The sequence below is a fragment of the Janibacter sp. Soil728 genome (assembly GCF_001428305.1).
Lineage (GTDB): Bacteria > Actinomycetota > Actinomycetes > Actinomycetales > Dermatophilaceae > Janibacter.
On sequence record NZ_LMRZ01000001.1, the window covers coordinates 318481 to 339276 of the forward strand.

Below are 20796 nucleotides of genomic sequence, written 5' to 3' on the forward strand. Positions count from 1 at the left end.
AGAGAAGCACAGGCAGACCACGTGTGGCAAGAGTCACCGCAGATTGTTCCTGTAAGTATCGATGCAGCGAAGCGGCTCGTTCGGGGGCCTGGTCCACTACCGACCAGCTACGAGGCGGTGCTCCATGCGGCCGACCCCGTTCACCCAGGTGGTGAGGACCTGCCCGTCCGCCAGGAATCGCGGTGGCGTGCGCGCCATACCGACGCCATCCGGGGTGCCGGTGAAGACGAGGTCGCCGGGCTGGAAGCTCAGCACCTCGGAGAGCTGGGCGATGGCGCTCACCACCGAGTGGAGGAGATGGGCGGTGGTGCCGTCCTGGACGACCTCCCCGTCGACGGCACAGCCCAGGGACAGGTCCTCCAGATCAGGGGCGTCATCGAGCGTGACCACCCAGGGACCGATGGGGGAGAAGCCGGGGAAGGATTTCGCCAGACCGAACTGCGGGGCCGGGCCACGCAGCTGCCGCTCACGTTCGGACAGGTCCTGCCCGACGGTGATCCCGGCCAGGGCTGCCGCCACCTCGTGCTCCTGTGCTCGGTGGAGCGTCCGCCCCAGGACCGCGACCACCTCGACCTCCCAGTCCACCGAGCCGTCAGGAAGCACGACATCGCCGTGCGCGCCGGTGATCGAGCTGGGCCACTTGGTGAAGACGGGCGGCAGGCCCTCCGGGGCCTCGAATCCCGACTCGTGGGCGTGCTCGGCGTAGTTGAGCCCGATCGCGACGACAGCCGACGGGCGGGGGACCGGGGCGTCAAGCTCCTCGACCGTGACCGGCCGTGCTGCCTCGGGGTCCGCGGCCGCCAGGAGCGAGCGGATCTCGTCCACGGCGCCGTACATCGCCATGGGGTCCGGGTCGATCCGCCCCTCCGAGAGCCGGGAGACGTCATGGGCCAGCAGCGGACCCCCTTCGCCCCCGGGCAGCACGACGCCACGTCCACGCAGACTGGCCAACCTCATGACTCATCTCTTTCCTGTAGTGAATGCAACAGGAATAGTCGTCTCAGGGTGCCGGCGTCAACCAGCATCTCTAGCTGCGATACATCGGTTGACAGGCGCTCGTAGGACCATAGAGTGTAGTAACCACTACACAATGTTGACGATCAATGAAGACCGTCGACCGCGCACGGAGGACATGTCGATGCCGACGAAGAACGCCGAGGTCACCAGCCGCGACATCGCCCTGGGCGATGTCACCTACCGGGTCCACTCCACGGGAGAGCCGGGCATGCCCCCCCTTCTCCTGCTGCACGGATCGGGCCCCGGAGCCACGGGCACCTCCAACTGGAAGGCCGTGATCGAGGAGCTGGGCGACCGCTACCACTGCATCGCTCCCGACATGATCGGCTTCGGCGACTCGACCCACCTCGAGGACCCGCCACGGGGGATGAAGGCACTCAACGCCGTCCAGGCCCGCACGCTCTTCGAGCTGCTCGACGCGCTCGAGGTCCCGGGCAAGGCCACTCTTGTCGGCAACTCGATGGGCGGGATGATCTCGCTGGAGATGGCACTCATCGACGCAGACCGCGTCGGGCCGATGCTGCTCATGGGGTCAGGCGGCGCGCCCGACCTGCCGGTGACCGAGGGTCTGCAGCACCTCTTCTCCTTCTACGCCGACCCGACGGCGGCGTCGATGAAGCAGCTCCTGTCGTCCTTCGTGTACGACATCGGCGTCCTCGGGGACAAGGTCGACGAGGTCGCCGCCGAGCGCATGCCCTACATCCAGCGCGAGGACATCAAGCGCTCCCACGCGGCGATGTTCGACCCGCAGGCTCCCAAGCCCGGCTTCACCGCCGAGGAGATGGCGTCGATCCCGCACAAGGTCCTGTGCGTGCACGGTCGTGACGACATCATCGTGCCCGTCCAGTCGAGCACCTGGCTGGCCCAGAACCTGCCCGATGCCAACCTGCACATCATCCCCAAGACGGGCCACTGGACTCAGATCGAGGCCCACGACACCTTCATCTTCCTCCTGGAGAGCCTCGTCGCCGGCAAGTTCTGACGGGCCTCCCTCGCCTGACACACGTGTGCGCACCTCCCTCGGCGGGTGCGCACACGTGTGTCAGCCGTTGTTGCGCTGCTTGGCCCGGATCATGTCGAGGGCCAGCACGGCACCGATGGTGCCGAGCTTCTCGGGGACCGGCACCTGCGGGACGAACCCGAGGACATAGCGCTCACGCCCGAGGAATGCCTGGGCCACACCGGGCCAGCTCCGGCTCGCGGTGGCGGCCAGGCCGCCCGGTCCGGTGACGGTGAACTCACGGTCGAAGACCGACCCCTCGAGTCGCAGCACGGGACCGGTCGCCAGCTCCACGCGCAGCGACTTCTTGAGGAAGGTGAACTCCTTGACGATCTGGGCCAACGGCTGGCCCCACCCGTCCGTCACCTCGAAGCGGTCGAGCCCGAGGTTGGGGATGTCGTCGACCCTCAGCAGGAGCGAGTTGTCAGCGTCGACCACCGCGAGCTGCCGGTTGCCCATGAACATCCGGCTGGCGGTGCTGCCCTCGGTGACGATGCGCCCGATGGGCTGCCCGCCCAGATCCTGGATGCCGAAGTCGCTGGAGAGGAAGGAGCGGACCTGGTCCATGACGAGCGCATCAGTGGTGAGGATTCCCATGCCGCCATCATGGCCCGTCCTTCTCGACGAGCGCGCTCGGTTACTCGCTGGTTTGATGTGAAGGATGTCTGAATCTCGGGGACTACCCGGCTCGACCGGAAGCTTCGCGGACACGCTGCGACGAGCCATCGAGCAGCGTGGCCTCAGCCTTGAGCGGATTCAGGCCCACCTCGACGACCGAGGGGTCGCGGTCAGCGTGGCCACGCTGAGCTACTGGAAGACCGGCCGGAGCCAGCCCGGACGCCGGACTTCGCTCGCGACGGTCGAGCACCTCGAGACGGTGCTGAGGATCGATCCCGGTGGGCTCACCGGTTCCCTGCCGACGACTCGTGGGCGTGCCCGGCGCACGCCACTACCGGAGATCGACAGCCTGTGGGAGGAGCCCTCCTCGGGTGCCATCCTCAACCGCCTCGACACCCGCTGGGACGCCGATCTGGACCGGGTCATGCTCCACGACCGGCTCCTGCTGGGGAAGGACCGTCGTTACCGGAGTCTGATCGTGCGTCAAGCCCTTCGAGCTCGTCGTGACGGCCCCGACCGTCGGGTCCTGCTCCACCAGATGGACGACACGACGGTGCCCTTGCCTCGCCTGGACGTCGTGCGGGGGGCCAGCCTCGGCCGGCTCGAGAGCGACGAGGCCGGTGGCGTCCTGGGGGCTGAGCTCCACTTCTGCCAGCCCCTGCGGCGGGGCGAGACGGTCATCGTCGAGTACGAACTCACCTGGGAGGGAGGCGGACCGGCGGACACCTGCTGCACCCGCAAGCTGCGGACACCCCTGCGCGAGCTGCTCCTCGAGGTCGAGTTCGAGCCGTCGACGCACCCCACCCGGATCTTGTCCTTCAGCGGCGACCGCGAGTCCACCGTGCCCCTGGACGTCGAGCACCGCGCGACCGTCGTCCACACCGACAATGCGCCCGGACCAACGGGTCTGCGCTGGAGCTGGGACGAGTCACCCGGATCGGTCGAACCCACCTGAGTTAACTGTTAAGGCCCGTCGAGGACTACTGCGTGCCGGCGCTGACTGCCATCGTCGTCAGCACCTCTTGCACGGAAGGATTCTCATGAAGCTCACCACCCCGAGACTCGGGTTCGTCCTCACGGCGGCGCTCGCCGGGACCAGTCTCGCGGCCGTCACCCCGGCCGCCGCAGCACCCGGCCCGGACAGCCCTGCCGCAACCTCCCACTCAGCAGTGACCGACAGGGGGCCGGCGCCCGTGACCGGCTCCTCGGCCGACGGCCGCTACATCGTCGTCCTCGAGAAGCAGGCCACGGCGGCCTCCGTCCGCAGCGCACAGGCCCAAGCCCGCCGGGACGGCGCCCAGGTGACCCACACCTACGGCAGCGCCCTCACCGGCTTCGCCGCGAAGCTGCCGGCCAAAGCGCTCAACGGTCTGCGCAACAACCCGAACGTCAAGTTCATCGAGCCCGACAGCCAGGTGCGCGCAACCGGCACCGAGACGCCCGCGACGTGGGGCCTCGACCGGGTCGACCAGCGCAGCCTCCCGCTGAACAACTCCTACGACTACTCCCAGTCGGGACTGGGAGTCACCGCCTACATCATCGACACGGGCATCAACACCGCTCACCGGGAGTTCAGCGGTCGCGCGTCCTCCGGCTACAGCGCCATCTCCGACGGCCGGGGCAGCAATGACTGCAACGGCCACGGCACCCATGTCGCCGGAACCGTCGGCGGCGAGACCTACGGGGTCGCCCAGGACGTCGATCTCGTGGCCGTTCGGGTGCTCGACTGCCAGGGGTCCGGCTCCAACTCCGGCGTCATCGCCGGTGTGGACTGGGTGACCGCGAACCACTCCGCCGGCGCACCCGCCGTGGCGAACATGAGCCTCGGCGGCGGCGTCTCCAGCGCCCTCGACACCGCCGTCGCCAACTCCATCGCCGATGGCGTGACCTACGCCCTCGCGGCCGGCAACGACTCCGGCAGAGACGCCTGCCAGGGGTCGCCGGGTCGAGTGGCGACCGGACTGACCATCGGTTCGTCCACCAGCACCGACGCCCGCTCCAGCTTCAGCAACATCGGCAGCTGCGTCGACCTCTTCGCGCCCGGCTCGAGCATCACCTCCGCCTGGTACACCAGCACCACCGCGACGAACACCATCAGTGGCACCTCGATGGCGACCCCGCACGTCGCGGGTGCGGCGGCGCTCCACCTGGAGGCCAACCCGAGCGCCAGCCCGGCGAGCGTCTCCACCGCGCTCATCTCGAACTCGACCACGGGCGCCCTGACCGACGTCGGGACGAACTCCCCGAACCGACTGCTCTACACCGGGGCCGGCGGCACGAGCCCTGCTCCCGACCCCACCCCCACGGGCTGCAGCACCCTGCCCGAGAAGGAGTCCGGCACCCTCAGCTCCGGCGGGACCGCCTTCCACCCCGGCAGCAGCGGCTACTACTACTCGGGCGCCGGGACGCAGGTCGGCTGCATCAGCGGACCTACGGGCGCTGACTTCGACCTCTACCTCGAGAAGTGGAACGGGTCCAGCTGGTCAGTCGTCGCCAGGGGCATCTCCGCCACCGCCGACGAGTCGGTGAGCCACACCGGCACCTCGGGCTACTACTCCTGGCGAGTGAAGTCCTACTCGGGCTCGGGCAGCTACACCTTCGGGCTCGACCGCCCCTGATCACCTGAGCGCTCACGCCACAGCGTCCGCGGGGACGGTCGGGACACCGGCCGTCCCCGCGGATGCAGCACGAGGATCAGCCGTAGGTGTCGCGCGGCCCCCGACCATCGCTGGTTCGCCGCAGGCCACGGGACCACGAGGGGGCACTCGGCCCGTGGACCCGGATCTCGTGGACCACATCCGGTCCCACCGACTCGGCGATCCGCCCCAGGAGCGAGCTGGAGAGCAGCCGGATCTGGGTGGCCCAGGCCGTCGAGTCCGCCCGGACCGACAGCACACCGGCCTCGAAGGTCACCGGCTCGCAGTGCTCGGCGACCTGCCGGCCGACGATCTCCGGCCATCGACCCATGACCGACCCGGCAGCCACGTCCACCTGCCAGCCGCGGTCACCCATGAGCCGCTCGACCTGGTCGCCGATGGTCTGCGGGTCCCGCCCACCCGTCGACAGGACGCCCTGCGGCTGCCACTTCCGCTTGCGCTTCGGCTTCATCCCCGGCCGCAGGCCCTTCTTCGCCGCGGCTGCCCGTGCCCGGGAGAGGGCAGAGGCGGCCGCGTCCTCGACGGTCGGCTCCACCTCCGTCTCCTCCACGTCGGGCTCCTCGCTCTCACCCGACGACGGAGGGACCTCCCCTTCGCTCATGGCACGCTCACCTCGCCCAGGCTGACCGTGTAGGTCCGGCCCTCGAGCACCGCCGGGACGTCCTCGGGGACGGCAGCGGTGATGAGGACCTGCTCGCAGTCGGAGATCAGTGCCGCGAGACGTTCGCGCCGTCCGGAGTCGAGCTCGGCGAAGACGTCGTCGAGGACCAGGACGGGGTCGTCGCCGAGATCGTGGCGCAGCAGGTGGTAGGCCGCCAGCCGCAGCCCGAGGGCGAAGGACCACGACTCACCGTGGGAGGCATATCCCTTGGCGGGCATCGGCCCGAGGCCGAGGACGAGGTCGTCACGGTGCGGGCCGACGAGGTTGACGCCCCGCTCGATCTCCTGGTCGCGCACCCGGGCCATGGACTCGATCAGCATCGTGCGCAGCTCGTCCATCTCCGGCACCTCGCCGGCCGCGATCGACTCGGCCGCCTCCTCGTACAGCGAGCTGCGGTAGACCGCGGTCGCCTCCGACTGGTTGGCGCTCACCTCGCGGTAGGCCTCCTGCAGGTGTGGCACGAGGTCACGCAGCAGCCGCAGCCGCGCGTAGAGCAGCTGGCTGCCCACGGTCGCGAGGTGGTCGTCCCAGATGTCGAGGGTGCGCACCGCCTCCTCCGCCGCGGCCCGGGGGTCCACGCCCTCCGGCGCCGACTGGCTGCGGCGGCCACGTCCACGCTTGCCACCGAGGAGCGCGGCCGCGGACTTCAGCAGCGCGCCACGCTGCTTGAGGATCTTGTCGTAGTCCGAGCGCACCCCGGACCAGCGCGGTTGGCGTTGCACGAGCAGGTCGTCGAGGAAGCGTCGCCGCTCGCCCGGGTCACCCTTGACGAGAGCCAGGTCCTCCGGCGCGAAGAGGACGGTGCGCAGCGTCCCGAGCACATCCCGGGTGCGAGGAAGGGCGGAACGGTTGAGCTTGGCGCGATTGGCCCGGCCCGGCGTGATCTCCAGCTCGACGAGGCTCTCCCGACCCTCGCGCACGACGGCGCAGCGCACGATCGCCCGGTCGGCACCGAAGCGCACGAGCGGCTGGTCCGTGGCCACCCGGTGGCTGGAGAGCGAGGCGACGTACCCGATCGCCTCGACGAGATTGGTCTTGCCCTGACCGTTGAGGCCGACGAGCGTGGTGATGCCGGGCTCGAGGGCCACCTCGGCCGCGGGATAGCTGCGGAAGTCGCCGACGCTCAGGTGCCGTACGTGCACGTCACTGCGTCGACTCGGAACCGCTCGTCGGTCCGGGCGACCCACCGGTGCTCTGCGTGCCGGAGGTCGGACCGGCCTGGGCCGCGTCACCCTTCGCCGAGTCGGCGGGGGAGGCGGGCTTGTCGACCTTCTTCGCCTCCTGGGCGGTGCTCGCGGCGGGGGAGGCCACTCCCTTCGCTGCCTCGGCACGCAGGTCATCGCCCTCGGCGACGGTCATGACCTGGTGACCACCGAACTGGCCGCGCAGCGCGGCGACGGCCTGCATCGCGGGGCTGACCTGCTGGCGGGAGGCGAAGCGGGCGAAGAGCGAGGCCGAGATGACCGGCATCGGCACGGCATTGGCGATGCCCTCCTCGACGGTCCATCGGCCCTCGCCGGAGTCAGCGGTGTAGTCGCTGACGTCGTCCATGCTCGGGTTCTCCTCGAGGGCCTTGACCATGAGGTCCAGGAGCCAGGAGCGCACGACGGTACCGCGGCTCCACGCCTTGAAGGCCCCGGGGACGTCGGTGACGATGTCCTTCTTCTCGAGCAGCTCGTAGCCCTCGGCGTAGGCGTGCATCAGGCCGTACTCGATGCCGTTGTGCACCATCTTGACGTAGTGACCCGCGCCGACCTCGCCGGCGTGGACGAAGCCCTCGTCGCGCGGTCCCTCGGGACGCAGGGCGTCGAAGATCGGCATCGCGAGCTCGACATGCTCGGCGTCGCCGCCGACCATGAGCCCGTAGCCGTTGTCGAGTCCCCAGATCCCGCCGGAGACACCGCAGTCGACGTACCCGATCTGCTGGGCACCGAGCAGCTCGGCATTGGGCCCGTCCTCGCTGAAGCGGGAGTTCCCACCGTCGACGACCAGGTCACCCGGCTTCAGCCGGTCGGCGAGATCCGTGATCACGGACTTGGTGATCTCCCCTGCCGGCACCATGACCCACACGACGCGCGGCGCCTGCAGCGCATCGATCATGGCCTGGACGCTCTCGGCGTCCGAGACCTCGGGGTTGGTGTCATAACCGATGACCTCGTGGCCGGCACGGCGCACACGCTCCCGCATGTTGCCGCCCATCTTGCCCAAACCGATGAGACCGAGCTGCATGACGAGCCTTCCTGACGGGGCACCCTGCGAGAGGGCGAAGGGGGGATCAGCCGGCGAGTCGCACCGGCTGGAGGACGTAGCGGTAGGTCGTGTCGAGCTCGCCGTCCTGACTGTCCTGACCGGTGACCATCGCCGGCTTGAGGGGGGCGGTGAAGGACAGCCGGGTGAAGGTCGTGCCCAGCACGCCCAGTCCGTCCAGCAGGTAGCCGGGGTTGAAGGCGACCTCGATGTCTGGGCCGTCGACCTTGGCCTCGACCGCCTCGGAGGCCTGGGCGTCATCGCCGGTGCCGGCCTCGATGGTCACCTGACCGTCGGTGAAACGCAGCCGGACGGGAGTGTTGCGCTCGGTGACCAGGGCGACGCGCTTGACGGCCTCGGTGAGCACCTCGGTGTTGACGACGGCCTCGGTCTCGCTGGAGTTGGGGAAGATCTTGGAGACCTTGGGGTACTCACCATCGAGCAGCCGGCTGGTCGTGTGACGCTGACCGGCCTCGAAGCCGACGAGTCCGGACCCACCGGCAGCGGCGCCGAGGGAGACCTCGATGGACCCGGCGGCGCCGAGCGCCTTGGCCGTGTCCGAGAGGGTGCGGGCCGGGATGAGTGCGACGTGGCTGGCGTCCGAGGCGTTGGGGCTCCAGGTCAGCTCACGCATCGCCAGCCGATAGCGGTCGGTGGCCAGGAGCGTGACCTTCTCGCCCTCGATCTCGACGCGGACGCCGGTGAGGATCGGCAGGGTGTCGCCGCGGTCGGCCGCGATCTGGACCTGCTGGACGGCCTGGGTGAAGGCGGTGCCGTCGATGCTGCCGCTGCCCTCGGGTGAGGTCGGCAGTGTCGGGTACTCGTCGGCCGGCATCTGGAGGAGGGCGAAGCGTGAGCTGCCGCAGGTGACCTGGACCTTGGAACCGTCGGTCACGATGTCGACCGGCCTGCCGGGCAGGTTGCGGGAGATGTCAGCGAGCAGCCGTCCGAGGACGAGGACCGTGCCGGGCTCGGTGACCTCGGCAGCGACCGTGATGCGTGCCGAGACCTCGTAGTCGAAGGTCGAAAGGGTGATGGAGCCGTCGTCCGCTGCCTCGATGAGGACACCGGCCAGGACGGGGACCGGCGGACGGTTCGGAAGGCCACGGGCCACCCAGGTGACCGCCTCGGCCAGTACATCGCGCTCGACGCGGAACTTCACGACAAACCTACTTTCGACGCGCTCCTGCGCGAGCTCATCCGAATGACACAAACATTCACGCGCAGCACAGCGCATGGATTGCTGACATTACGCGCTCAGGGCCGCACTGGTGAATCGAGGTCCTTGTCATTTCAGTGGCGGGGCCTCGTCCACAGATGGGGCCGTCGTCATGCGTGGGGGAGGAAATGGATGGATAGAGGTCTCATCGTTGTCATAGGCGGTGTGGATACCGTGGACAAGTGCCTCCAGGCCAGTGGTGGCGGCGATCTTGGGTGTGGACAAGGCCGTGGACCGCCCGTGGACAGTCCCGGTTGCCTGTGTGCGACGGACGGTCGTCACCAGCTCGACGGTGTCCTGCACAACTCGTGCACAGGCTCGTCCTCAGGGTCCTGTGGGTAACGGGGCCCTGATTTTCCGGTCTTCCGTGTCCTGCTGCTGCAGTCGGGGTGTTGCTGAGCGCCGGGGCTGTCGTCATGTGGACGACACGCCGTGATGCCTGGGCGAGCGTGTGGATGACCGGAAGGTGATCGCCGGAAAGTAGCGACTCGCGAGTACCCACAAGAGTTTCCACAGGCTGGGGACATGTGGACAACGGTGAGGGACGCTGAAACTCATCGGTGGTCACGATTGGGTCTCCCCGTCACGCACAGCTGGGGAGAACTCTGTGGACAACTTCGGGATGAGGGTCGCCAAGGTCGCTGTGAGGTGGTGGATCACAGGTCGAAGGGGTCGCCCGAGACTGGGCGAGAGGTCAGCCGACCTGTTGCTTGATGCGGTTGGTCAGCTCGGTGACCTGGTTGTAGATCGCGCGGCGCTCACCCATCAGCTCACGGATCTTGCGTTCGGCGTGCATGACCGTCGTGTGGTCGCGCCCCCCGAACTGCTCACCGATCTTGGGCAGCGACATGTCGGTGAGCTCGCGGCAGAGGTACATCGCGATCTGGCGCGCCGTGACGAGCAGTCGGGTGCGTGACGCACTCTGCAGGTCCTCGATGTTCAGACCGAAGTAGTCGGCCGTCTGCGCCATGATCGTCGCGCTCGAGATCTCGCTGGACTGCTCGTTGGGGATCAGGTCCTTGAGGACGATCTGGGCCAGACCGATGTCGACGGGCTGGCGGTTGAGGCTGGCGAAGGCCGTGACGCGGATCAGGGCGCCCTCGAGCTCTCGGATGTTGGTGCTGATCCGGCTGGCGATGAACTCCAGGACATCGGCCGGGACCGACAGCCTCTCCTGGATGGCCTTCTTGCGCAGGATCGCGATCCTCGTCTCGAGGTCGGGCGGTTGCACGTCGGTGAGCAGACCCCACTCGAAGCGGCTGCGCATGCGCTCCTCGAACCCGGACAGCAGCTTGGGCGGCACGTCGGAGGTGATGACGACCTGCTTGTTGGCGTTGTGCAGCGTGTTGAAGGTGTGGAAGAACTCTTCCTGGGTCTGCATCTTGCCCTGAAGGAACTGGATGTCATCGATGAGCAGGACGTCGACATCGCGGTAGCGGCGCTGGAAGTTGGCGGCCTTGTCGTCGCGGATGCTGTTGATGAAGTCGTTGGTGAACTCCTCGGAGTTCACGTACCGCACCTTGACGTGGGGGTAGAGGCTGCGGGCGTAGTGGCCGATCGCGTGCAGCAGGTGGGTCTTGCCCAGCCCGGACTCGCCGTAGATGAAGAGCGGGTTGTAGGCCTTCGCCGGCGCCTCGGCCACGGCGACGGCGGCTGCGTGGGCGAAGCGGTTGCTCGCACCGATGACGAAGGTGTCGAAGATGTACTTGGGGTTGAGCCTGGTGAGCTCCACCTGCTCGGGCTGGGGCCGACCACGACGAGAACGGACCGGGACCGGCTCAGGGTCCTCGTCGACCAGGCCGTCGTCCCGGTCCTCCACCGGCAACGTGGAGGACAGGCCCTGGGGTCGTGGCCTGGGTGGGGCGTCCGCCTCGGAGTCCAGACCTTCGGTCGCGGGGAGCGGGTCGCCATCGGCGAGGTCGGGGTCGACGGTGACCGCCAGGCGGATCGGGCGCCCCAGCTGGTCCGAGAGGGCCTGGGTGACGTGGCGACGCAGACGCTGCTCGACGAAGTTCTTGGAGAAGTCGTCCGGGACCGCGATCAACGCGGTGTCATCCAGAAGCCCGACCAGACGCGCCATGCTGAGGAAGGCCCGACGGGTGACCGGGACACCGTCGGCGTCCAAGGACTCGAGGGTTGTGCGCCACACCTCGCTGAAGTCGACCGCGTCGGCCACTGGGGGCACACCTCAAATTCCTGCGGCTCAGGGCCGATCGGGTCACTCTGACAACAGTCATCCTGCACCCTCGAGGGCTTCATCCACAAAGTTGTCCACAGTCTGTGGGTATAGATGGGGGGCAGGCGGTGAAGGGCTGACGCTAACAACACCCACGGGTCCGGGCAACCCGACCGGACCGGCAATCCATGAGCAATCGGCGTGTCGACTTCACATCGCGGGTCTGCAGTGGCAGCGTTGAGCGATTGCACGCCATCGGGGCGAAGGCGCCCCCGTGGTTTGACCTCGTGAGCGGCTGTCCCGTACCTTGGACGTCGGCCTGTCGGCCGCTTTCGCATGCCCATGATCCAGCCGGAGCATTCCGGTGTCCAGACGTGGGCTTCCGATCGTGGCCGAAGATGGCCGTCGACTTCAGCACCGGGTCCTACAGGCCCACAGATCATCGGAGACCGCACATGAGCAAGCGCACCTTCCAGCCGAACAACCGTCGCCGCGCCAAGACGCACGGCTTCCGCCTGCGCATGCGCACCCGCGCCGGCCGGTCCATCTTGGCGAACCGTCGCGCCAAGGGCCGCGGCAAGATCTCCGCCTGACGAGCCGACGGTGCTGCCCGCGCGGCACCGCCTGACGGACCGCGCGGACTTCGCGGCAACCATCCGGGGACGAGGCGCTCGTCGCCACGGTTCCAGGCTGCTCGTGGTTCATGCCCGTGTGGCGGACGCGACTCAGACCGACGTCCGGGGAGACTCTTCCCCGCGCGTCGGTCTCGTTGTGTCCAAAGCAGTGGGTAATGCCGTGATTCGCACGCGGGTCAAGAGGCGCCTGAGGGCACAGGCCGCGCCACTCCTGGCCAGTCTGCCGGCGGGTGCGGACCTCGTGGTCCGGGCCAACCCTGCCGCTGCACAGGCAACGAGCGATGAGTTGGGTGCGGCATTGCGGCACTGCCTGCGCCACCTGCTCGTTGGTGACGGGAGATGAAGATCCTCGCGCTGCCCCTGGTGTGGCTCGTCCGTGGCTACCAGCTTCTGGTCTCGCCGCTCCTCCCGCAGACCTGTCGATACTTCCCGAGCTGCTCGGCCTACGGAGTGACCGCATTGCAGCGGTTCGGTCTCGTCCGTGGTGCCTATCTGACCGTGCATCGCCTCGTGCGGTGCAATCCCTGGTCCGCCGGGGGCATTGACCACGTGCCTGAGACGTGGGCGCAGCGTGGGTCGTCTGACCTGACCCGGCCCCGCTTCGCCGACATCGAGGCGCACGACGACGGCGTCGACATCGACGCCACCGACCGAAGGACGTTCACCGCGTGAGCTTCAGCAGCATCATCTACCCCTTCGAGTGGCTCGTCTCCTGGATCATGTATCTGTGGCACGGGGCCCTCACCTCGATCGGCCTCCCGGAGGCCAGCGGTTGGACCTGGACCCTGTCCATCGTCGGGCTCGTCCTCGTCATGCGAGCGGCGCTCATCCCGCTCTTCGTCAAGCAGATCCACGCCTCGCGCAAGATGCAGCTGATCCAGCCCGAGATGGCCAAGATCCAGGCCAAGTACAAGGGCAAGACCGACCCCGACTCCCGTCAGAAGATGACGGAAGAGACGATGGCGCTCTACAAGGACAGCGGGACCAACCCGTTCGCGTCCTGCTTGCCGATCATCGCCCAGATGCCCTTCTTCTTCGGCCTCTTCCGGGTGCTCAACAACCTTGACGAGATCGGGTCCGGCGCCAGAGAGGGCATCGGCCCGATCACCCAGCAGGTCGCCGCGCAGGCCGAGTCGTCCTCGATCTTCGGCGCCCCGCTGTCCGCCCAGTTCCTGGGCACCGAAGGCGGTCTGAGCGTCAAGATCGTCACGATCACGCTCATCATCCTGATGTCGCTGACCACCTTCACGACGCAGTACCAGCTGATGCGCAAGAACATGCCGGCTGCGGCGTTGGAAGGTCAGTTCGCCCAGCAGCAGAAGATCATGCTGTACCTCTTCCCGATCATCTTCGCGGTCTCTGGTGTGTACTTCCCGATCGGTGTCCTCATCTACTGGTTCACGACCAACGTGTGGACCATGTGCCAGCAGTTCTACGTGATCCGCCGGATGCCGGCACCCGGATCAGCGGCAGAGAAGGCGATGCAGGACCGTCGGCGCAAGGCCGGCAAGTCGCCGGACACCTTCGAGGAGACGCGCGAGCGGGCCCACGATGCCGAGATGAGCCAGGAGCTCGAGTCCAAGGGCGTCATCTCCGGTCAGCGGCAGCAGCCGACGTCGAAGAAGCGCGCCAAGAAGAAGGGCGGTACGCCGCCGAAGTCAGGTCAGCCATCTGCCGTTGACGAGCAGAAGCCCACGACCGACAACTGACCTCGGCCGCCCCACGAGGACAGCCGCCCCGCCACACGCAGGAGAACCCATGACTGACAACCCCACACCCGAGGCTGCACCGGAGCAGGACGCTCCCGATCCGGAGACCGTACCTACGGAGGCGAGCCAGCCGCGCAAGACGCGACGCCAGCTCCTGGAGCGCGAAGGGGAGGTCGCCGCCGACTTCCTCGAGACGCTCTTGGACATCGCTGACCTCGACGGGGACATCGATCTGGACATCGATGGAGACCGCGCCGCGGTGGCCGTCGTCGACTCCGACGAGGGACGCGTTCCTCGTCGACTCGTCGGGCAGGACGGCAAGGTCCTCGAGGCCCTGCAGGAGCTCACTCGCCTGGCGGTGCAGTCCGCCACGGGTGACCGCAGCCGCCTGATGCTCGACGTCGCCGGCCACCGTGCGGCCCGCCGTGCGGAGCTCGTCGAGGTTGCTGGCCGTGCCGTCGCCTCGGTGAAGGAGAGCGGCGAGGCAGTCGAGCTCGAGCCGATGAGCGCCTTCGAGCGCAAGGTCGTGCACGACGAGGTCCTGGCCGCAGGGCTCGTGTCTGACTCGTCCGGCACGGAGCCGCGTCGGTTCGTCGTGGTGCACCCGGCCGACGAGGGCGACGACGCAGAGGCAGACGCAGACGCAGAGGCACAGTCAGACACAGGTGCAGTCGCGGGCGCGATCGCTGCCGACGCCACTGCCGACGAGGACTCGTCGACGGGGGTGTGACGACCACCCCGTTTCACGTGAAACGCTGGGGTCATGACTGCTGAGATCCCGCCGGCACCGCAAGGCGCCCACCGACTCTTCGGTGGGCGCGTTGCCTGTGCCGAGGCCTTCACCGCGATCCTTGCCGACACCGGAGTCAGCCACGGGCTGATCGGTCCACGAGAGGTCCCCATCCTTTGGGACCGCCACGTTCTCAACTGCGCCGTCATCGAGGATGCCTTCGCCCCAGACGCTCGAGTGATTGATGTCGGGTCGGGCGCCGGGCTTCCGGGCATCGCGGTGGCCATCGCGCGACCAGACCTCGACATCCATCTAGTGGAGCCGATGCTCCGACGGACGGAGTGGCTGACGACCACTGTCCAGGATCTGGGTCTGGACAATGTCACCGTCCACCGTGGGCGCGCCGAGGAGTTTCATGACGTCCTGCAGGCCCGCTACGTCACCGCGCGAGCGGTGGCGCGGCTCGACAAGCTCGCCCGGTGGTGTCTCCCGTTGGTCGAACCGGGTGGCAGCATGATCGCGATGAAGGGACGGGCAGCAGCCGAGGAGCTCGAGTCGGCTGCGAAGATGCTCCGTCGTCTCGGCGTCACACGGAGCACGGTGACCCCACACGGCGAGGGTCTTGTGGATGAGCCGACCCTGACTGTGGACAGCGTCAAGGGGTCGAGCCGATAGATGGCTGCTCGGCGTGGTCCAGACGTTGCAAACACGCGCGTTTCACGTGAAACGGGTGTCCCATCCAGTCGCGTGTTTCACGTGAAACATGATGCGGTTGTCCGCCGGTGGCTGTGGACAAGCCTGTGCATCAAGAGCACGAACACGTCCCCGCCACGTTCTGCGGTCCCGACGGGCAGACTCCTTTTGGCGTGTCGGGCAAGGGTGGGGTTGTATGGCTGGGCTCGCCGTCCTACAGGAGGAATGTCTCGGTGACTTCAGCACGATCCGTAGCCCGGGGCGTCGGGTGGCCGACACTGGCCCCGGCGGCCGAGAGTGCGCCCATCGGCTGGCTGGGGGCCGGCCCGACGGCCGCCCCGGGCACGCCACCAGAGACTCGCGACGTCGAGGTCGCCGAGAAGAACCCGCGTGAGGCCCCAGTTTCTGTCGACACGCATCACGTGAAGGGTGACCCTGAGATGTCCGACCCCCTGACCGTCCCCGTCCGCACGACGGGCTCAGCGGCGGTGGCCGAGAAGCTCCCGACCGAAAAGGTTGTGGCTGACGACAAGCGGCCCTCTCGGCCGAGCTTGCCGCGACCTGCACAGCCCCGCGTCATGACGGTGTCCAACCAGAAGGGGGGTGTGGGCAAGACGACGACTGCCGTCAACATCGCGGCAGCCTTGGCCCAGAGCGGACTTCGGGTCCTGCTGATCGACACCGACCCCCAGGGCAATGCCAGCACGGCTCTGAACATCGACCACCGCGCTGAGGTGCCGAGCATCTACGACGTGCTCGTGGACGGTGTGGCCATCTCGGAGGTCATGCAGCAGTGTCCGGATGTGGACAACCTGTGGTGCGTGCCGGCCACGATCGACCTTGCGGGCGCCGAGATCGAGCTCGTCTCCCTTGTGGCACGTGAGAGCCGCATGGCGAAGGCGCTCGACGCGTGGATGCGAGAGCGCGACACCTCAGGTGTCCCACGCATCGACTACGTGATCATCGACTGCCCGCCGAGCCTGGGCCTGCTCACGGTCAATGCCTTTGTCGCCGCACAAGAGGTGCTCATCCCGATCCAGTGCGAGTACTACGCCCTTGAGGGTCTGAGCCAGCTGCTCAACAACATCACGCTCATCAAGACGCACCTCAACCAGGATCTGCATGTCTCGACCATCCTCCTGACGATGTATGACGCTCGGACTCGTCTCTCGGCCCAGGTGGCCAGCGAGGTGCGTGAGCACTTCCCGCAAGAGGTCCTGAGCGCCACCGTCCCGCGCTCGGTCCGCGTGTCCGAAGCCCCGAGCCATGGCCAGACCGTCATCACCTATGACCCGCAGAGCACCGGCGCGCGGTGCTACCTGGACGCAGCCGCTGAGATCGCCCATCGTGGCGCAGAGATGAAGGATGACGCATGAGTGAGAAGCGACGGGGCCTCGGACGTGGACTGGGCGCCCTGATCCCCGAGTCCAGCGGCGCTCCGCGAGCCGAGCGGCCGGTTGACGTGTTCTTCCGTGACCAGGCTCGTCCGGTGTCGGTTCCGAACACGGCGGCAGGAATGCTGGCTGAGTCGGCGACACCCGGCGGGACGTCGACCACAGCGTCCGCCGAAGCGGGCAGCTCGTCCACCCCCGCAAGCCTTCTCCCGGAGCACGAGGAGCACGATGGCACGCCTGACGAGGGTCTCGCAGCAGTGCCCGGGGCGACCTTCGCAGAGGTCTCCGTCTCCGCGATCAGGCCCAACCCTAGGCAGCCACGGACCGTCTTCGACGAGGACGACATGGCTGAGCTCGTGCACTCGATCCAGGAGATCGGGGTGCTCCAGCCGATCGTCGTGCGCCGGGTCGACGGCGTCGACGGCGTGGACTTCGAGCTCATCATGGGTGAGCGTCGCTGGCGGGCGAGCAAGGAAGCCGGCAAGGAGACCGTCCCGGCCATCATCAAGGCAACCGAGGATGACGCCCTTCTGCGGGACGCCCTTCTGGAGAACCTCCATCGGAGCAACCTCAACGTCCTGGAGGAGGCCGCGGCCTACCGACAGCTGCTGGACGACTTCGGGTGCAGTCAGGAAGAGCTCGCAGGGCGTATCGGGCGTTCACGCCCGCAGATCTCCAACACGCTTCGCCTGCTGCGCCTGCCCCCGCTCGTCGCGAGGCGGGTTGCCGCGGGTGTCTTGAGTGCGGGTCACGCCCGTGCCCTCCTCACCCTGGAGGATGGCGGGCAGATGGAGCGCCTGGCACAGCGGATCGTGGCAGAGGGCTTGTCCGTGCGTACCGTGGAGGAAATCGTCGCTCTCGGCATGGACCCCGAGAAGGAGCGACGGGCCGCTCCCCGTGCCGGGAAGCGCCACCCCCAGCTCGACGACCTCGCCGGGCAGCTCAGCGACCGTCTCGACACGCGCGTCAAGATCAACCTCGGTCAGCGCAAGGGACGGATGACGATCGAGTTCGCCTCGATGGAGGACCTGCACCGGGTCCTCGGCCAGATGGGCGTCGACGCCGACGAGTCCTGAGGGCCATGAGGCCGGGCGTCGGACCCGGGCACGAACGAGGCCGCGTGGCCGAAGGACGATACCTTCACCACGCGGCCTCTTGCCGCTCAGCCACACGAATCACGTTGTGGCGCAAGGGAACTCAGCCGATGAAGGGCTCGAGCTCCTTGACGATCTTGGGCTTCGGCAGGGCGCCGACGATGGTCTTGACGACCTCGCCACCCTGGAAGACGTACATCGACGGGATCGACGTGATGCCGTAGCGACCGGTCGTCTGCGGGTTGGCGTCGGTGTCGAGCTTGACGATCTTCAGCTTGCCCTCGTACTGCCCGGAGAGCTCCTCGAGCACGGGCGCGACGGCGCGGCACGGGCCGCACCAGGTGGCCCAGAAGTCGACGAGGACAGGGACATCGCTCTGGAGGACGTCCTGCTCGAAAGTTGCATCGGTGGTCGGTGTGGTGGCCATGTGGTCCTTGTCTCCTTGGGTGGTCTCGGGTGAGTTGGTCAGCGGGCGCCGACGGTGCCGGCGACGGGGTAGTCCTGGGCGGTGAGGGCCTGGTCCTCGGCGGGCGCACCCGCCTCCTCGCGGGCGGCGAGCCAGCGCTCGGCGTCCAGCGCCGCGGAACAACCGGAACCGGCCGCGGTGATCGCCTGACGGTAGGTGTGGTCGACGAGGTCGCCAGCGGCGAAGACTCCGTCGACGTTGGTGCGGGAGGAGCGTCCGTCGACGAGTACGTAGCCTTCGTCGTCCAGGTCGACGACACCCTTGACGAGCTCGTTGCGCGGGTCGTGCCCGATGGCGACGAAAAGGCCCGTGGCCTCGATCTCGCGGGTCTCGCCCGTCACGATGTCGCGCAGCGTCATGCCGGTGACCTTGTCGTCACCGTGGATCGCCGCGACCTCGGAGTTCCACGCGAAGCGGATCTTGTCGTTGCTGTGGGCGCGGTCGGCCATGATCTTGCTGGCGCGCAGCTCGTCGCGCCGGTGGACGATGGTCACCGAGCGCGCGAACTTCGTCAGGAAGGTGGCCTCCTCGACAGCCGAGTCACCGCCGCCGACGACGACGATGTCCTGCTCCCGGAAGAAGAAGCCGTCGCACGTCGCGCACCAGCTGACGCCGTGGCCGGAGAGGCGCTTCTCGTCAGGCAGACCGAGCTCACGGTAGGCGGAGCCCATCGCGAGGATGACCGAGTGAGCGCGGTGGGTGTTGCCCTCGCCGTCGGTGACGACCTTGATCGGGCCCTCCAGCTCGACGGCCGTCACGTCGTCGGTGACGATCTCGGTCCCGAAGCGCTCGGCCTGCGCGCGCATGTTGAGCATGAGGTCCGGCCCCATGACTCCCTCGGTGAACCCGGGGAAGTTCTCGACGTCGGTGGTGTTCATCAGCGCACCGCCGGCGGTGACGGACCCCTCGAACATCAGGGGCTCGAGGTTGGCCCGAGCGGCGTAGACGGCCGCGGTGTAGCCCGCGGGGCCGGAGCCGATGATGATGACGTTGCGGATGTCGGAGCTGGCGTCGGCCACGAGGTGAGTCCTTGGATCGGGGGTGGCGCGTCAGGGCGCGCACGGTCTGACGATGTCAACGCCATCGTAGGGCCGTCTGTTCCACGGGTGTCGAGGACACCCGTGGGTCACGAGGTGCGGACCTTGACGGGGTTCGGCCAGATGGGCTCGCAGCCCGAGGTGACCGCCCAGGCGCGCGAGGGACCGTCAGGGAGGCTCTCCGCGATGAGCAGGAGCCCGTCCTTGCCGTCGAAGCGCGCCACGTCGATCACGACGGCCTGCATCTGCGGCTGGCCCAGTCGGGCGAGGCAGTCGGTCGCGCCAGCCGCCGTCGTCATCGTGCCGAGGGCCTTGTCATCCGTGTTGTCCGGGAATTCAGTGGGGTTGTCGAGCAGCTTGGCGGCACCGTCCGCGAGGGTAGCCTTGCTGTAGTCGGCTCCGCTGGCCGTGATGACGAAGGCCGGTACCTCACTGTCCGCAGACGGCGTGGCGTCTGCGGGGGCGCCCCTGTCAGCCGTGGGCTGCGCGCTGCTGCCGCTCTGGGCGGCCGCGTCGGAGGACGCCTCCTGACCCCCGCCGTTCTTGAGCATCAGACCACCGACGCCCAGGGCGATCACGGTGGCTGCGGCCGCGCCGAGGATCCAGGGAGCGACCGGGCGACGACGGCGAAGGGGGGTGGGCCCGGGCTCGTCCATGGCCCCCCAGAAGCCGGATTCGCCGTCGGCGTCACCGGCGGCCGCGTCACCGGCGTCACCGGCGCGTGCTGCTTGCTCGTCCGCGAGGCTGGCGCGGATACGGTCGTTGAGGTCGGCGGGCATGGGTCCGCTCTCCTTGAGGCTCGCGAGTAGATGACGCATGCCGGTGGGGTCCTGGTTGTCAGTCATGGCCACCTCCCTGGGGGTTCGTCCGGCCTGATGTGTCTGACGAGTCGGAGGGCCTGGAGGTTCCCTCGGCGCCGAACCCGGCGTCGCGCAGAGCGCGTCCGATCGCCTCGCGCCCCCGTGAGCAGCGGGACTTCACGGTGCCAGGAGCGACCTGAAGGATCTCGGCCGCCTCAGCGACCGGGACGGCGTGCATGTCGACCAGGACGAGGGCCAGACGCTGGGCCTCGGGGAGGCCGTGCAGCGCCTCGTGGACCGCCAGGCGGGTGTCGACCCGGCCGGTGGCGTCGGGCGTGGCAGGGGCGAGTCGGATGACATCGTCGGAGAGCTCGCTCGTGGGGCGCGCCCGACGCGTCAGGTCGATGCAGGCGTTGACGACGATCCGGTGCAGCCAGGTCGTCACCGCGGCGTCTCCCCGGTAGGTGTCGGCGCGACGGAAGGCGGAGATGAAGGCGTCCTGGACGGCCTCGGCCGCCAGCTCGCGGTCGCCACAGACTCCGACGGCCACGGCCCACATGCGGTCGCGATGGCGTCGGTAGAGCTCACCGAAGGCCTCTGGGTCTCCGCCGGCGTGTCGGCGCATCAGGGCCCGGTCATCGTC

The 20796-nt window shown here is 68.3% G+C and carries 22 protein-coding genes; 11 read left to right on the forward strand and 11 right to left on the reverse strand.

The features are described from left to right. Positions 1 to 96: 96 nt before the first annotated feature. Entirely contained in the window at positions 97 to 957 is an 861-nt protein-coding gene (locus ASG73_RS01530; protein WP_055989785.1) for a fumarylacetoacetate hydrolase family protein, read from the reverse strand. Between the two features lie 181 nt (positions 958 to 1138). Here ASG73_RS01530 and ASG73_RS01535 point away from each other — a divergent pair, with 181 nt between their 5' ends. After that, positions 1139 to 1999: an alpha/beta fold hydrolase gene (locus ASG73_RS01535; RefSeq protein ID WP_055991286.1), complete on the forward strand. Its 861-nt coding sequence runs from the start codon at positions 1139 to 1141 to the stop codon at positions 1997 to 1999. Between the two features lie 60 nt (positions 2000 to 2059). On the opposite strand, the gene ASG73_RS01540 is transcribed toward ASG73_RS01535, so the two are convergent. Then, positions 2060 to 2614, reverse strand: a complete 555-nt coding sequence (locus ASG73_RS01540; protein WP_055989788.1) for an LURP-one-related/scramblase family protein — start codon at positions 2612 to 2614, stop codon at positions 2060 to 2062. Between the two features lie 64 nt (positions 2615 to 2678). Between ASG73_RS01540 and ASG73_RS01545 the strand changes: the two genes are divergently transcribed. Further along, positions 2679 to 3590 carry a helix-turn-helix domain-containing protein gene (locus ASG73_RS01545; protein WP_055989792.1) on the forward strand — a complete coding sequence of 304 codons (912 nt, stop codon included), beginning with the start codon at positions 2679 to 2681 and terminating at the stop codon, positions 3588 to 3590. Positions 3591 to 3675: 85 nt separating this feature from the next. Further along, complete coding sequence (locus ASG73_RS01550; RefSeq protein ID WP_082566919.1) at positions 3676 to 5253, forward strand: S8 family peptidase; 1578 nt, start codon at positions 3676 to 3678, stop codon at positions 5251 to 5253. A 76-nt stretch (positions 5254 to 5329) separates the two neighbouring features. On the opposite strand, the gene ASG73_RS01555 is transcribed toward ASG73_RS01550, so the two are convergent. From ASG73_RS01555 to dnaA, 5 genes are all read right to left on the reverse strand, one after another. Then, positions 5330 to 5893 (reverse strand): DUF721 domain-containing protein, encoded by a 564-nt coding sequence (locus tag ASG73_RS01555; RefSeq protein ID WP_055989795.1) that lies wholly within the window; start codon positions 5891 to 5893, stop codon positions 5330 to 5332. Then, complete coding sequence (gene recF / locus ASG73_RS01560; RefSeq protein ID WP_055989797.1) at positions 5890 to 7095, reverse strand: DNA replication/repair protein RecF; 1206 nt, start codon at positions 7093 to 7095, stop codon at positions 5890 to 5892. Before recF ends, ASG73_RS01555 begins: the two co-directional genes overlap by 4 nt. Before the next feature lies 1 nt (position 7096). Further along, positions 7097 to 8182 carry a phosphogluconate dehydrogenase (NAD(+)-dependent, decarboxylating) gene (gnd, locus tag ASG73_RS01565; protein WP_055989800.1) on the reverse strand — a complete coding sequence of 362 codons (1086 nt, stop codon included), beginning with the start codon at positions 8180 to 8182 and terminating at the stop codon, positions 7097 to 7099. Between the two features lie 46 nt (positions 8183 to 8228). Next, complete coding sequence (gene dnaN, locus ASG73_RS01570; RefSeq protein ID WP_055989804.1) at positions 8229 to 9362, reverse strand: DNA polymerase III subunit beta; 1134 nt, start codon at positions 9360 to 9362, stop codon at positions 8229 to 8231. 751 nt (positions 9363 to 10113) lie between these two features. Beyond that, a complete protein-coding gene (gene dnaA, locus ASG73_RS01575; RefSeq protein ID WP_055989807.1) occupies positions 10114 to 11595 on the reverse strand; it encodes a chromosomal replication initiator protein DnaA in 1482 nt (493 codons plus the stop codon). A gap of 455 nt (positions 11596 to 12050) precedes the next feature. Between dnaA and rpmH the strand changes: the two genes are divergently transcribed. From rpmH to ASG73_RS01610, 8 genes are all read left to right on the forward strand, one after another. Beyond that, positions 12051 to 12188: a 50S ribosomal protein L34 gene (gene rpmH, locus ASG73_RS01580; RefSeq protein ID WP_055991292.1), complete on the forward strand. Its 138-nt coding sequence runs from the start codon at positions 12051 to 12053 to the stop codon at positions 12186 to 12188. A 10-nt stretch (positions 12189 to 12198) separates the two neighbouring features. Further along, complete coding sequence (gene rnpA, locus ASG73_RS17375) at positions 12199 to 12573, forward strand: ribonuclease P protein component (RefSeq protein ID WP_082566920.1); 375 nt, start codon at positions 12199 to 12201, stop codon at positions 12571 to 12573. After that, a complete protein-coding gene (yidD, locus tag ASG73_RS01585; protein WP_200946642.1) occupies positions 12570 to 12902 on the forward strand; it encodes a membrane protein insertion efficiency factor YidD in 333 nt (110 codons plus the stop codon). The genes rnpA and yidD overlap by 4 nt, the downstream gene beginning before the upstream one ends. Continuing rightward, positions 12899 to 13939: a membrane protein insertase YidC gene (gene yidC / locus ASG73_RS01590; protein WP_082566921.1), complete on the forward strand. Its 1041-nt coding sequence runs from the start codon at positions 12899 to 12901 to the stop codon at positions 13937 to 13939. Before yidD ends, yidC begins: the two co-directional genes overlap by 4 nt. Positions 13940 to 13988: 49 nt before the next feature. Beyond that, complete coding sequence (locus tag ASG73_RS01595) at positions 13989 to 14669, forward strand: Jag family protein (protein ID WP_082566922.1); 681 nt, start codon at positions 13989 to 13991, stop codon at positions 14667 to 14669. A 33-nt stretch (positions 14670 to 14702) separates the two neighbouring features. Next, the gene (gene rsmG / locus ASG73_RS01600; protein WP_055989810.1) at positions 14703 to 15344 is read left to right on the forward strand and encodes a 16S rRNA (guanine(527)-N(7))-methyltransferase RsmG; all 642 of its coding nucleotides are present in this window, start codon (positions 14703 to 14705) and stop codon (positions 15342 to 15344) included. A 596-nt stretch (positions 15345 to 15940) separates the two neighbouring features. Next, the gene (locus tag ASG73_RS01605; RefSeq protein WP_235499324.1) at positions 15941 to 16738 is read left to right on the forward strand and encodes an AAA family ATPase; all 798 of its coding nucleotides are present in this window, start codon (positions 15941 to 15943) and stop codon (positions 16736 to 16738) included. Beyond that, on the forward strand, positions 16735 to 17832 hold the full coding sequence (locus ASG73_RS01610; RefSeq protein WP_055989813.1) for a ParB/RepB/Spo0J family partition protein: 1098 nt from the start codon (positions 16735 to 16737) through the stop codon (positions 17830 to 17832). The genes ASG73_RS01605 and ASG73_RS01610 overlap by 4 nt, the downstream gene beginning before the upstream one ends. A 121-nt stretch (positions 17833 to 17953) precedes the next feature. Here the strand turns inward: ASG73_RS01610 and trxA are convergent, their stop codons facing one another. The 4 genes from trxA to sigM all read right to left on the reverse strand — a co-directional run bounded on the left by trxA (position 17954) and on the right by sigM (position 20778). Then, complete coding sequence (gene trxA / locus ASG73_RS01615) at positions 17954 to 18277, reverse strand: thioredoxin (RefSeq protein ID WP_055989816.1); 324 nt, start codon at positions 18275 to 18277, stop codon at positions 17954 to 17956. Between the two features lie 38 nt (positions 18278 to 18315). Continuing rightward, positions 18316 to 19335 (reverse strand): thioredoxin-disulfide reductase, encoded by a 1020-nt coding sequence (trxB, locus tag ASG73_RS01620; RefSeq protein WP_055989819.1) that lies wholly within the window; start codon positions 19333 to 19335, stop codon positions 18316 to 18318. A 107-nt stretch (positions 19336 to 19442) separates the two neighbouring features. Then, on the reverse strand, positions 19443 to 20198 hold the full coding sequence (locus ASG73_RS01625; RefSeq protein WP_055989821.1) for a hypothetical protein: 756 nt from the start codon (positions 20196 to 20198) through the stop codon (positions 19443 to 19445). After that, positions 20191 to 20778 carry an RNA polymerase sigma factor SigM gene (sigM, locus tag ASG73_RS01630; RefSeq protein WP_156466121.1) on the reverse strand — a complete coding sequence of 196 codons (588 nt, stop codon included), beginning with the start codon at positions 20776 to 20778 and terminating at the stop codon, positions 20191 to 20193. Before sigM ends, ASG73_RS01625 begins: the two co-directional genes overlap by 8 nt. Positions 20779 to 20796: the final 18 nt, after the last annotated feature.